The sequence below is a fragment of the Halomonas sp. AOP25-F1-15 genome, assembly GCF_052378675.1.
GTDB classification, from domain to species: Bacteria; Pseudomonadota; Gammaproteobacteria; order Pseudomonadales; family Halomonadaceae; genus Vreelandella; species Vreelandella casei.
Window position 1 is genome coordinate 48,446 of sequence record NZ_JBQSXV010000008.1, and the last position, 11,814, is coordinate 60,259.

Sequence of the window (11,814 nt, forward strand, 5' to 3'; positions counted from 1 at the left end):
TACCTGGTCGCTAAACCGGTGGCAGCAGTCCTACGCGGGCGCTAATAAGTACTAAAGATGCCACACATAGCAGCAGCCATGGGTAGGGGCGTAAACACGCTCGAGGCTGCTGCTGCCAATGAAGCAGTGTCAGTGCACATACCACCAGCCCTAATAATGCCCCGCCAACAAGATCGCTAAACCAATGCACCCCCACCACCAACCGCGATAGTGCCATCGGTAGCGCAAAAGAGAGGGCTACCCAGTAGGCCCAAAAACGTTGTTGTCGCGGTAGTTCGGCAGCAATAAAAGCTGCCGCCAGACCCAACAGAACCACGGCCGTTGATGTATGGGCGCTGGGATAAGAAAACGAGCCCATTAAGTAGTCCGGGGTGCCTGGGCGAGGACGAGCAAACAGCTCCTTAATCAGTGTGTTGAGCATCGCTACGCCGCCTAATGCGCCGCTCCAATGCAATAGAGCATCCCACCTATTGCGCACCAGCATCCAGATTGCCCAGGGCAGCGTTAACGCGATAATACCGTAGGTGTCGCCGATTCGAGCAAAAACATTCGCGATTATGTAGGTGATATCGCTGTGCAGCCATACGAACATGCGCTGAACGAGTAAATCCATTTCCAGCGGGCCGTGATGATTGATAACCAGCAATGTCCAGCCAGACAAGCTGCCTAACGCGATCACTAGCAGCAGTAACGACGCCAGCGGGACATCGCCCGCTTGGCTCATTGCAAGCCAAGGACGTCGTAATAGCGGGATGCGGCGAATACTTCCGGCAATGATGCGATAAAGCCGACCATGGCGCGACGCCTGATGCCGGCCCCAAGAGAAAATAACCGCCAATACAATAATGATAAACGCGAGTATCACTAAGCCCGCTTCTAAGCCGGGCGGTAGATTTAGATGGTGCTGCCAAGCGCGCCCAAGCAAATAGCCGGGCAGTATATAGGCGGGCGCCCAAAGCGCTGCTGAGATTATGTTGGCCAACACAAAAGTGCGCGGCGGCATGCGCATCATGCCTGCCACTAATGGAATGATGGGCCTCACTGGGCCTACAAAACGGCCAATAAAAACGGATGAAACGCCATAGCGCTTAAAGAAGCGCGTACCCCGATCTAGCCATTCAGGGTGCTGCGACAGTGGCCAGCGCTGAGTCACCTGCTCGCGATGTTTAAAACCCAGTGAAAAGCTAATGCCATCGCCTAAAACGGCGCCGATGAAGGCCGCGCCTATCAACCATGCCAGGGCAATATCCTGATGGCCAGCTAATGAAGCCATCGTGGTTATTAACATAACGCCAGGTACTAGCAGGCCCACTAGCGCTAGAGACTCGACAAGTGCAATAACGAGAACTAGGCAAAGTAACAGCGGTGGGGATAACGTTAAAGACTGTAGCGTATCAGCGAAGGACACAAGCCTCTCCAGCTAAATGTTTGAATAATAAGTAAACGGAGGCTAAGCGTGCGCGATAGCCGCGCCGCGTGCTTCTAAACGGCTTAAATAACGTTCGAAACTTTCTACGCGAGCAGGTATGCAGGCTGCAATACGTACTTCAAGTTGCCCTGTTTCGACCAAAACACACCGAGAAAGTGCCCGCTGTAAGCGTTCACGGACCAATAGTGCACCGCTTTCACTGGTATCTGGCAGCACAAGCCAGAAAGTAGCATTGCTCGTACGCCCCAGAACATCATGGTCGCGGCAGCGGCTGTGAACCTCACTGCACAGAACGGCTAGCAGTGCTGTTTTGGTGCGCTGGCCAAACTGCTCCTCGGCCATATCTAGCTGGGGAAGGTGCAATACTAACAGGGCTAGCTGCTTATTAAGCATCTCTGCGCGCTGGTATTCACTATGCAGCCGCTCTTTAAGCGTATCAATATGGTAAGCGTTACAGTCGCTGTCGTTTGGGTCGGTGGCGCGTAGCAGTGCTTGGCGACGGGCATGCTCCCAGCGCGGTAAGGCGAGAAGAAGCGTTAATGTGACGTAGCCCACGACATTCGAAGGTGATGAATTAGCCACGGCAGGTAATAGCCACCACAGCGGCCCTGCGATTATGTTGATGGTAATCGCAGCCGACAGTGGCAATAGCAAAAATGCAGCGATAACAGGGAGGCCTAGCCAAATAGGTGACACCTGCGGCTGATAGTAAAATGCGCCAAGTACTACGGCGTAGACACTGCAGAGTAAAATCATGCGGGGTAGGTAAGCCGCTAGCTTTTGCCCCATGTGCATCAAAAGTGCCGATATGAGTAGCAGCGTTGTAAAGGTAGGAATTAATAAATCACGATATTCCCCCATCGCATAAAGCCAAAGCGCATAGCTTGCCATCAGTACAATGCTTGACCCGTAGGCTTGCGCCATTAAGCGTCTTGGGATGCGCTGCTGTGTCATGTTGTCTCTCGCGCTATCGATTGCTTGCTCATTTGCGCTAGCGTAGCGGCATCGATATCCGTTAATCCAAAATGTTCGCTCGTTGTAACATCTGGCAGCGCAGTTAGCAGTATGCGGCGCCGGTGTGCTGTCTCTTGCACAGAGCGGGCAAGCAGTATCGTGACCAACGTTGTGTTGTTGATGCGATAGACGTTTTCGAACGCGTGTGTCAGGTCGCACAGTTTATGTGCAGTGGGCCAAAGCTGGTGGCGTTTCACATGCAGAATAAATATTTCGGCGTGCGTTCCCTCGCGTTGACAGCGCCGCTGCTCCCGAGGGATATCACGAAGCAGCTGCTCCTCAGCCCATAGATTTAGACCTGGTATCAAGCGTAAGCGTTGGCGAATAGCCCCGTTCATATCGATAAGTTGCTGTGCCCGCGACAGGGCGATCAAACTGAGTATTATCACGCTAGCTAACAAGAGTATGAGAGTCGGGGTGTCCAACTGAGGTGCCACCATTGCCGTACTAATCAGCGCAGCACTTAGAGTAAAGGCAGTGCCCCATCTGCGTTGCGGTAACATCAGCATGGCAGCCCACGCCCAAATTAAAATGCTGCGCTGCTCTGGTGCTGTGGCTATTAACCCCATCAATAGTGCGCCGGGTACTATTTGCCATGACAGCCCTCGTGAGCGGCGGTGGCTAAAGTCGAGCACTAGCGCAGTGATACACAGCCAGCCGACGGAAAGCCAAAGCACTATGCTGGCAGCGTTGGACGGGGCGGGTGCCCAAAACGCTAAGGCGGCGGCAGCGGCGAATAGATTGGCTCGTAATAGGCCGATTTTGTACTTGCTTTGCATGGTGGCTTATTATTCGTCCTGAGTAACCTATCGTCCTGAATAATCTGGCGCGCTTAGGCAAATGGGTGAGCGCAGGATGGTAAACGTACGCTGTATACATTAGCGCCTTAGTCATCCTTAGCATAACGTCCAAAAGGCGTAACATCTTTATCAGCGTGAAAAACGGCAACGCGAGCATGCTTGCCGGCCTTGAAGAAGCAGTATTAGTTGACGACCCTAGCCAGTGCTTAGGGCACCTATAACCGAGTATGCGCGACGACGCGCGGAGACAGCATGAGCGTTTCAACACCGTTCCAAAGCGGGGCCCTTCAACACCTTTCTAGCGGTGATGTGCCCGCCTACATGCAGGCACTGGGGCAGGCGGCTCGGCACGCTGCCAGTGAGCTGCGGCGAGCGGATACTGGCTTGAAAAATCGTGCTTTATTCGCCATTGCCGATCGCTTAAAGGCTGCGCGCGCACGCATTTTAGACGCCAATGCAGCAGATTTACAGCGCGGTCGTGAAAACGGTTTAGAGAGCGCGCTACTAGATCGTTTAGCGCTGGACGATGTGCGGGTTAGTAGCATGATTGAAGGCCTTCATCATGTGGCAGCGCTGCCTGATCCGGTGGGCGAGATTGACGATATGCAGTACCGACCCAGCGGTATTCAGGTGGGTAAAATGCGCGTGCCGCTAGGCGTTATCGGTATTATTTATGAGTCACGTCCTAACGTGACGCTGGAAGCCGCAAGCCTGTGCTTGAAGTCGGGTAATGCCTGTATTTTACGCGGCGGGTCGGAGGCTAGTGCATCCAACGCTGCCATCAGCGCTTGTATTCAAGCAGGGCTTGCGGATGTAGGGCTGCCCGCTGGAAGCGTGCAGGTGGTTGCCACGACTGATCGCGCGGCCGTCGGTGAAATGATCAGTATGCCCGAGTATGTTGATGTGATTATTCCGCGGGGCGGGAAATCACTGATTGAGCGTATCTCCCGTGAAGCGCGCGTGCCGGTGATCAAACATTTGGACGGCGTATGCCATGTGTACATTGATACAACGGCGGATCCCGCTAAAGCACTAGCGATTGCTGTCAATGCCAAAACACATCGTTATGGCACCTGCAACACGATGGAAACACTGCTGGTGGATGCGCCGATTGCAGACCTGCTGTTGCCTGAGCTAGCGCGCGCTTATGGCGAGCATGACGTTGAGCTGCGTGGCTGCCAGCGTACGCTGGCGCTATTGCCCCAAGCCATTGCTGCCACGGATGCCGACTGGACAGCGGAGTATTTAGCTCCGATTCTGGCCATCAAAATCGTTGATGGCATCGAGGAAGCCATTGCGCACATAGAGTTTTACGGCTCCCATCATACCGATGCGATTGTCACTCAAGATTACTCGCTGGCACGACGCTTTATGGCTGAAGTTGATTCCAGCTCAGTGATCGTCAATGCATCAACGCGTTTCGCCGACGGTTTTGAGTACGGCTTAGGCGCTGAGATTGGTATTTCAACCGATAAGCTTCATGCCCGTGGCCCGGTAGGGTTAGAAGGGCTTACAACACGTAAGTACGTGGTGTTTGGTGACGGGCAGGTGCGCGAGTGATTAGGTGGAATAATAAGGGGGTGAAATGAGCAGCCATGAACCTCGTGTTGGTATGCTTGGCGGCACATTTGACCCCGTTCATCTGGGCCATTTGCGTAGTGCCGTGGAGCTACACGAGGCGCTGGCGCTTGATCAGTTGCATATGATTCCAGCGCAGCAGCCACCGCTGCGCGGACGCCCGCAGGTATCTGCCCAGCAGCGCTTGTCACTGTTACAGGTGGGTATCGGTGACACCCCAGGACTTGTCGCGGATGACCGTGAGCTGCAGCGCGGCGGGCCTTCCTACAGTGTCGATACGCTGGCCGAGCTGCGAGCCCATTATGGCGAGCATGCCCGCTTAGTAATGGCCATTGGCTATGATGCCTTCCTGCGGCTTGCGCAGTGGCATCAGCCTGAGCGCATATTTGCACTGGCCCACTTGGTGGTCATTGCGCGGCCTGGCTACAGTGACGCGTTGCCTGAATCATTAACGGAACTGGTGGGGCAACGTGGAGTCGATAGCGTAGAACAATTGATGCAGAGCCCTCGCGGGGGATATTTATTCCTTGAACTGCCTTCATTGTTGGCAATTTCCGCCACGGGCATTCGCGAGTGTTTATATCAAGGCAAAAGCGTGCGTTATTTGATGCCAGAGCCCGTTGAGCAGGCCATTAAGCACCACGGACTTTATCAGCAGTGAGATATAGCGCTGGCAGTCAGCAAAGAAGCCGTTACAATGGCCGGCTTTATTGACCGGTTATCGAACGAGGTTGTCTTTAGGAGTCATGCACATCGATACATTGAAAAGCCTAGCGGTTGACGCGCTAGAAGAGCTAAAAGCACGTGACATTACGCACTTGGATGTTTCCAAATTAACCGAGGTCACTGACCTCATGCTGATTGCCAGTGGTACATCTACTCGGCACGTAGCCGCGATTGCCCAAAACGTGGTTGAAAAAGCCAAAGCGGCCGGGCTGCGTCCTCTGGGTGTTGAAGGTGGCGATAATGCTGACTGGGTGCTTGTCGACCTAGGCGACATTGTAGTGCACGTCATGATGCCTGAAGCGCGGCTTTTGTATGATTTAGAGCGTCTTTGGGCTGATTTGCCGAGCGACTCTAACGCTATTGACGAATCGCTTGAACGCTTCCGCGAGCGGGCCAGTATGTCATGAAAATTCGGCTGTTAGCCGTGGGTAACAAAATGCCTGCCTGGGTAGAAGAGGGCGTGGAGACCTACCGCAAACGGCTGCCGCGAGATTTTAATCTCGAGATTGAAGAAATTGCGCTTGGGCAACGTGGCAAAAATGCCGACATTGCAAAAGCGCGTGCTCAAGAAGCACAGCGGATTCGCGATAAGCTGCGTGGTGATGAGTACGTTGTTGCATTGGAAGTGAAAGGTAAGCCGTGGACCACCGAGCAATTAGCCCAGGAAGCCGATGATTGGCGTATGACCGGGCGCGATATTGTTCTGCTGGTCGGTGGGCCCGATGGGCTTGAGCCTTCGCTTTCGGCGATGGCGGAAAAAGCCTGGTCGCTTTCCCCTTTAACGCTACCTCATCCTCTGGTTCGTATTATGCTGGCTGAGCAGCTATATCGTGCTTGGACACTGCTAGTGGGCCATCCCTATCACCGCTAAAGATTGAATGGTGGGCAACCACTGTTCTCGACTTGCGGCGCTCATTATTCGATTTGAGAGTCATTTTTGCCATGCTCAAGCGCCCCAACACGCTTAAAAACTCCGAGCAAGAGCTGCGTATTTTTCGAGTCAGGGCGCTGATCGCTATCTTAGCCGTGTTGTTACTTGCCTGCCTATTAACGAGCCGATTGGTCTACTTACAAATCGTTCAACATGATTTGTACAGCACACGCTCTGAAAATAACCGTGTACGCGTGGAGCCACTGCCGCCCAACCGAGGTTTGATTTATGACCGTAATGGCGTTCTGCTGGCAGAAAATCGTCCGACCTATAACTTAACGTTGGTGCGTGAGCGGGTCGATAATTTAGATGAAACGCTGGCGCTTTTAGTCGACCTGCTCGAGTTGCCTGAAGAAGAGATTGAGGCATTCAATGTTCGCTCGCGTCAGCGTCAACGACCTTATCAGCCCGCGCTATTGACCAGCGATCTTAGTGAAGAGCAAATTGCGCGTTTAGCGGTTAATCGCCATCGACTACCGGGTGTAGAAGTGGAGGCCCAGCCGCTGCGCTTTTATCCCGACGCTGAAGTCATGGCCCACGCATTGGGCTATGTGGGACGTATAAACGCCCAAGAAATGGAGACCCTGGATGCGGGCCGCTATGCGGGCACGCATTTTATTGGCAAAACGGGCATCGAGCGCTTTTATGAAGAAGAGCTTCACGGCCAGGCGGGCTTGCGCAAGGTAGAAACCAATGCCCGCGGTCGAGTACTAAGAGAGCTGGGGCGAACCGACCCTGTGCCAGGCGAAAACCTGACTTTAACGTTGGATAAATCGCTTCAAATGCTCGCGTATGAGCTGCTTGATGGCCGTCGCGGCTCCATCGTCGCTATCGCGCCTGCAACGGGCGAAATTCTGGCGATGGTGTCCACACCAGGGTTTGATAGTAACCAGTTTGTCACCGGTATCGATGTGGCTTCTTATCGCGCTCTGCAGGAAAATCTTGATCTGCCTTTGTTTAACCGCGCCATTCGTGGCCACTATCCACCTGGCTCTACAATTAAACCTTTTTTAGCGCTGGCGGGGCTTTCCGAGGGCGTGATTACACCCGACAGCACGATTAATGACCCTGGCTACTATCAATTGCCTAACGATACGCGCCGCTACCGCAACTGGCTGCGTTGGGGGCACGGGCGGGTAGATTTAGAGCGAGCGTTAGCGGTATCTAATAACACTTACTTCTATACCTTGGCCCATGACTTGGGTATTGATAGCCTGCATGATCGCATGAGTGACTTTGGTTTCGGTCGGCGCGTGGCGTACGACGTTCAGGGCGAAAGTGGCGCTCTAATGCCTTCTCGGGATTGGAAGCGTGGGCGCTTTAACCAGCCCTGGTACCCGGGTGAAACCCTGTCAGTAGGCATCGGGCAGGGTTATTGGCAGGTGACGCCTTTGCAGCTTGCTAGCGCCACTGCGACGCTGGCCAACCGCGGCCACTGGGTTAGGCCACGGCTAGCGCGCCAAATTGGCGATACACCTGTTCCCCGAGACCTCCCAGACACCTTGGACGATATAACGTTGGCCAACGATGGCTGGTGGGATCGCGTTTTCAGCGGTATGGAAAAGGTGTTAAGCGGTAGCGAAGGAACCGCTCGCCGCACCGGCGCTGGACTTGAGTATCGTATGGGCGGTAAGTCAGGCACTGCGCAAGTGTTTTCGCTAGGTCAAGACCAGCGCTATAACGCGGATGAGCTAGCAGAGCGGCTGCGTGACCACGCGTTGTTTGTGGCGTTTGCACCGTTAGACGACCCTCAAATCGCTGTTTCCGTTATTGTTGAGAATGCCGGTGGCGGTAGTACGCACGCTGCCCACCTGGCGCGGGCCATGACCGATGCTTGGCTTCTAGAGGATGAAGCGCCTGACGTGGAAGAAGTGCGCGAAGCGCTAGCGGATGATAATGCCAATGTGGAGGGAAACTAAGCCATGCCGTGGCATTTTATAGCTCGATCAATGCGTGGCCATCCCGTCCGTCCGCCGGATAGCGGTATTTCACGGCGTAAAAGTATTTGGGAGCGAATCCATCTTGACCCTTGGTTACTGGGGCTACTGCTCGTCTTGATGGGCGGTGGTTTAGTGGTTCTTTATAGCGCCTCTGGTCAGTCTCTTGACTCTGTCATTGCTCAAGGCGTGCGTTTTTGCCTAGCGCTGACGGTGATGGTGATTATTGCGCAGTTCTCTCCGTCGACTTTTCTACGCTGGGCGCCACTTGGCTACGGGATCGGTGTAGCAATGCTATTGGCGGTTGATTTAGTTGGCGATGTGGGGATGGGTGCCAAGCGGTGGTTGGAAATTCCCGGCGTGATTCGTTTTCAGCCCTCCGAGATGATGAAATTAGCGGCTCCCATAATGGTGGCGGCCTACCTTAGCCGCTGTGAACTACCGCCGCGCCTGCGCGATATCATCGTATGTGGTGTGATTATTGGGGTGCCGGTAGTGTTAACGGCGATTCAGCCAGACCTGGGAACCTCGCTTTTAGTCGCCAGCGCGGCGTTAATTGTGGTGCTGCTAGCAGGCTTGTCGTGGCGCTTGATAGGATTTATTGCCGTACTGGGCGCCGCGGGCGTTCCGGTACTGTGGATGAATATGCATAATTATCAACGTCAACGGGTACTAACGTTTTTAAACCCTGAAAGCGACCCGTTGGGTTCGGGTTGGAATATTATTCAATCGACCACGGCCATTGGCAGTGGTGGAATATGGGGTAAAGGCTGGCTTCAAGGCACTCAGTCGCAGCTAGAGTTTTTACCCGAGCGGCATACGGATTTCATTATTGCCGTATTAGGAGAAGAGTTCGGGTTGGTGGGGATGCTGGTGCTGCTGTGTTTGTATCTGCTGATCGTGAGTCGCGGTTTATGGATGGCAAGCTCTGCTCAGGATACCTTTGGTCGCTTGGTCGCAGGCAGCATTATATTGACGTTTTTTATCTATGTGTTTGTCAACATGGGCATGGTGAGCGGAATTCTGCCTGTTGTAGGCGTGCCGCTACCGCTTGTGAGTTATGGTGGCACCTCAAGCGTGACCTTGTTAGCGGGTTTCGGTATTCTCATGTCTATACATGCCCACCGTCGGCTGCTGTCGCGTTAGAGATAATGTGCAAGGCTCCACTTGTGCTGTTCGCGCGCGTTGCTCGGGAATGGAGGCCTCAGGAATGAAATGTTCAGGAGTAGAAAAATGAACGGGATTCACGGCAGGACGAGCAGCTATTTTTTAGCAGCGCTGATGTGCTGGGTAACGCCAGCGGCGCTAGCCGACGAGCCTTCGCAGGCGTCTCAACAGCAGGTTGCTCCGCAGTACAATACGGATAGTCAAGCGCTGGTAGATGAACTCGTCGCAGAGGGCCTGCCAAAAGCGTGGGTGGAAGAAGCGCTGGGGCAGGCGAGTTACACGCAAAGCGTGCTAGATGCTATGGAAGGAGCGGCGGAGCGTCGCCTGCGTTGGTACGAGTATCGCAATATTTTTATGACCGAGCAGCGTATTCAAGAAGGCGCTGAATTTATTAACGCTCATGCTGATGCTTTAGCACGTGCCGAAAGCACCTACGGAGTTCCCGCAGAAGTTATCACCGCCATTATCGGTGTTGAAACGTATTACGGGCGTCATAAGGGGCAGCACCGTGTGCTAGATTCGCTTGCGACGCTGGCGTTTTATCACCCCACAAGAGGTGCGTTTTTTCGTGGTGAACTGGCCGCTTTCTTACGCATAGCGTATGAGCAGCATGTTGATCCCGCTGAGTTACAGGGCTCTTACGCTGGGGCTATGGGTTACCCGCAGTTTATTCCTACGAGTTATCAAGCCTACGCCGTCGATTTTGATGGCGATGGAATTCGTGACCTGTGGGAGAATCCAGTCGATGCTATAGGCAGTGTTGCTAATTACTTCGCCGTACATGGTTGGAAGCAGGACGCGCCTATCTATCACCTGGCCAGTGGCCCCGACGTATTGCCCGTCGAGCTATTGGATGAACTTTCGTTCAATCAAACCTCAGCGCCTACGGTGAGTGTTGCTGAGCTCTCCGCGCACGGCATTGAGCCTAACGAGCCGTTAGACAGCGATTTGCCGGTGATACCGCTGGCACTTGAGTTTGCTGATGGTGAAACGCACTATCGGTTTGGTGAGTATAATTTTTATGCTATTACCCGCTACAACCATAGTCACCTGTATGCAATGGCCGTGGCTGAGCTATCAGAAGCGATTGCTGAGCGATATGAGGACGAGGAATGAATGCTCATTTATCAGCGTTACGATTAGCGAAAATGCAGCTTACAGTGCCTCTGAGAGCGGGCGGTGTACTCGCCATAATGGCATTGGTTGGCGGCTGTGCGAGCAACAACGTTCAGCGTACTGATACGCCCAGCTCAGCCAATCAAGCTGCCGCTACGGCCCCAGCGCCAACGGCTGCCAATACGGCTGGAGGGCGCTACGCGTTAACGGGCGATGCTTACCCGATTGAGCCGCCGGATGTTGCCAAAGTGCCGGATGCAGAGCCGCGTATTGAGCAACCCTCAGCAGGTGGTAACCGTTCGACCTATGAAGTGTGGGGCAAAACGTACCACGTATTGCCTGATGCGACAGGCTACGAAAGACGCGGTACGGCGTCGTGGTATGGTGAAAAATTTCATGGCTATGCCACCTCAAACGGGGAAATTTACGACATGTATAAAATGTCGGCAGCTCACCGTTCACTGCCATTGCCTACCTATGCGCGCGTAACAAGTCTCGATAGCGGCCAGTCGATTATTGTCAGGGTTAACGATCGCGGCCCGTTCCACAGTGATCGTGAAATCGATTTGTCCTACGCGGCAGCGGCTCGGCTAGGCTTTCTCGATAACGGTACGGGGCCTGTGAAAGTGGAGGCTATTGATTCCGAACGTTGGGTCGCTGAACGTGGTGGGGCAACCCCGGAACGTGTCGTGAGTCAGGTGCCCGCGACTCGTCCGTCGCCTAGCGTTGCCACGCAGCAGCCCGCTGCACCCGTGCCCGCTGCTCCTGTTCAAACAGCGGTTGCTCAAGCGCCTGTTGTTCAAGAGCCATCGGCACCTACGACAGCCGGTGATAGCAGTGGGGCTATGTATCTACAGATTGCCGCTTTGGGTAGTCCCGAAGGTGCACAGCAGTTACAGCAACGGTTGGAAGGTGAACAACCGCACTCAGTGCGTATAATGAACGACGCGGATATGTATCGAGTGCAGGTGGGCCCTATTGCACCGGCGCAAGAATCTCAAGCACGTGAAGCGTTACGTCAAGCGGGCTTCCCTCAAGTGTTTGTTGTGCGATAATTCACTGCCTATCTATTTCTGGCGGCGCGACTGACGCGCCGCTGTTTTTTTCCAAGTAAGC

General features: G+C 54.0%; 11 protein-coding genes. 8 read left to right on the plus strand and 3 right to left on the minus strand.

The window, feature by feature from the left end; all coding sequences use genetic code 11:
• Positions 1-10: 10 nt before the first annotated feature.
• The 3 genes from ACT3TF_RS14795 to ACT3TF_RS14805 are packed head-to-tail and all read right to left on the minus strand — an operon-like array spanning position 11 to position 3,222.
• Positions 11-1,408: a bifunctional DedA family/phosphatase PAP2 family protein gene (locus ACT3TF_RS14795; protein WP_444672441.1), complete on the minus strand. Its 1,398-nt coding sequence runs from the start codon at positions 1,406-1,408 to the stop codon at positions 11-13.
• 42 nt (positions 1,409-1,450) lie between these two features.
• Positions 1,451-2,383 carry a diguanylate cyclase domain-containing protein gene (locus ACT3TF_RS14800; protein WP_096279567.1) on the minus strand — a complete coding sequence of 311 codons (933 nt, stop codon included), beginning with the start codon at positions 2,381-2,383 and terminating at the stop codon, positions 1,451-1,453.
• Complete coding sequence (locus ACT3TF_RS14805; RefSeq protein WP_096279569.1) at positions 2,380-3,222, minus strand: hypothetical protein; 843 nt, start codon at positions 3,220-3,222, stop codon at positions 2,380-2,382. The genes ACT3TF_RS14800 and ACT3TF_RS14805 overlap by 4 nt, the downstream gene beginning before the upstream one ends.
• 273 nt (positions 3,223-3,495) lie before the next feature.
• On the opposite strand from ACT3TF_RS14805, the gene ACT3TF_RS14810 reads away from it, so the two are divergent.
• The 8 genes from ACT3TF_RS14810 to ACT3TF_RS14845 all read left to right on the plus strand — a co-directional run bounded on the left by ACT3TF_RS14810 (position 3,496) and on the right by ACT3TF_RS14845 (position 11,753).
• On the plus strand, positions 3,496-4,803 hold the full coding sequence (locus tag ACT3TF_RS14810) for a glutamate-5-semialdehyde dehydrogenase (RefSeq protein WP_096279571.1): 1,308 nt from the start codon (positions 3,496-3,498) through the stop codon (positions 4,801-4,803).
• 25 nt (positions 4,804-4,828) lie between these two features.
• Complete coding sequence (gene nadD / locus ACT3TF_RS14815) at positions 4,829-5,482, plus strand: nicotinate-nucleotide adenylyltransferase (protein WP_096279573.1); 654 nt, start codon at positions 4,829-4,831, stop codon at positions 5,480-5,482.
• Positions 5,483-5,567: 85 nt separating this feature from the next.
• Entirely contained in the window at positions 5,568-5,954 is a 387-nt protein-coding gene (gene rsfS / locus ACT3TF_RS14820; protein WP_096279575.1) for a ribosome silencing factor, read from the plus strand.
• A complete protein-coding gene (gene rlmH, locus ACT3TF_RS14825; protein ID WP_096279577.1) occupies positions 5,951-6,418 on the plus strand; it encodes a 23S rRNA (pseudouridine(1915)-N(3))-methyltransferase RlmH in 468 nt (155 codons plus the stop codon). Before rsfS ends, rlmH begins: the two co-directional genes overlap by 4 nt.
• A 71-nt stretch (positions 6,419-6,489) precedes the next feature.
• Positions 6,490-8,397: a penicillin-binding protein 2 gene (gene mrdA / locus ACT3TF_RS14830; protein WP_096279579.1), complete on the plus strand. Its 1,908-nt coding sequence runs from the start codon at positions 6,490-6,492 to the stop codon at positions 8,395-8,397.
• A 3-nt stretch (positions 8,398-8,400) separates the two neighbouring features.
• A complete protein-coding gene (rodA, locus tag ACT3TF_RS14835; RefSeq protein ID WP_096279581.1) occupies positions 8,401-9,561 on the plus strand; it encodes a rod shape-determining protein RodA in 1,161 nt (386 codons plus the stop codon).
• 87 nt (positions 9,562-9,648) lie between these two features.
• Positions 9,649-10,698 carry a lytic murein transglycosylase B gene (gene mltB / locus ACT3TF_RS14840; protein ID WP_096279583.1) on the plus strand — a complete coding sequence of 350 codons (1,050 nt, stop codon included), beginning with the start codon at positions 9,649-9,651 and terminating at the stop codon, positions 10,696-10,698.
• 32 nt (positions 10,699-10,730) lie between these two features.
• The gene (locus tag ACT3TF_RS14845) at positions 10,731-11,753 is read left to right on the plus strand and encodes a septal ring lytic transglycosylase RlpA family protein (RefSeq protein WP_444672478.1); all 1,023 of its coding nucleotides are present in this window, start codon (positions 10,731-10,733) and stop codon (positions 11,751-11,753) included.
• The last annotated feature ends 61 nt before the right edge of the window (positions 11,754-11,814 follow it).

What these genes read in the sequence shown, in the direction of transcription:
- ACT3TF_RS14805 (WP_096279569.1), bottom strand. Translation starts at nt 3,222, where the DNA reads ATGCAAAGCAAGTACAAAATCGGCCTATTACGAGCCAATCTATTCGCC.
- mltB (WP_096279583.1), top strand. Translation starts at nt 9,649, where the DNA reads ATGAACGGGATTCACGGCAGGACGAGCAGCTATTTTTTAGCAGCGCTG.
- rlmH (WP_096279577.1), top strand. Translation starts at nt 5,951, where the DNA reads ATGAAAATTCGGCTGTTAGCCGTGGGTAACAAAATGCCTGCCTGGGTA.
- ACT3TF_RS14810 (WP_096279571.1), top strand. Translation starts at nt 3,496, where the DNA reads ATGAGCGTTTCAACACCGTTCCAAAGCGGGGCCCTTCAACACCTTTCT.
- rsfS (WP_096279575.1), top strand. Translation starts at nt 5,568, where the DNA reads ATGCACATCGATACATTGAAAAGCCTAGCGGTTGACGCGCTAGAAGAG.
- mrdA (WP_096279579.1), top strand. Translation starts at nt 6,490, where the DNA reads ATGCTCAAGCGCCCCAACACGCTTAAAAACTCCGAGCAAGAGCTGCGT.
- rodA (WP_096279581.1), top strand. Translation starts at nt 8,401, where the DNA reads ATGCCGTGGCATTTTATAGCTCGATCAATGCGTGGCCATCCCGTCCGT.
- ACT3TF_RS14800 (WP_096279567.1), bottom strand. Translation starts at nt 2,383, where the DNA reads ATGACACAGCAGCGCATCCCAAGACGCTTAATGGCGCAAGCCTACGGG.
- nadD (WP_096279573.1), top strand. Translation starts at nt 4,829, where the DNA reads ATGAGCAGCCATGAACCTCGTGTTGGTATGCTTGGCGGCACATTTGAC.
- ACT3TF_RS14845 (WP_444672478.1), top strand. Translation starts at nt 10,731, where the DNA reads ATGCAGCTTACAGTGCCTCTGAGAGCGGGCGGTGTACTCGCCATAATG.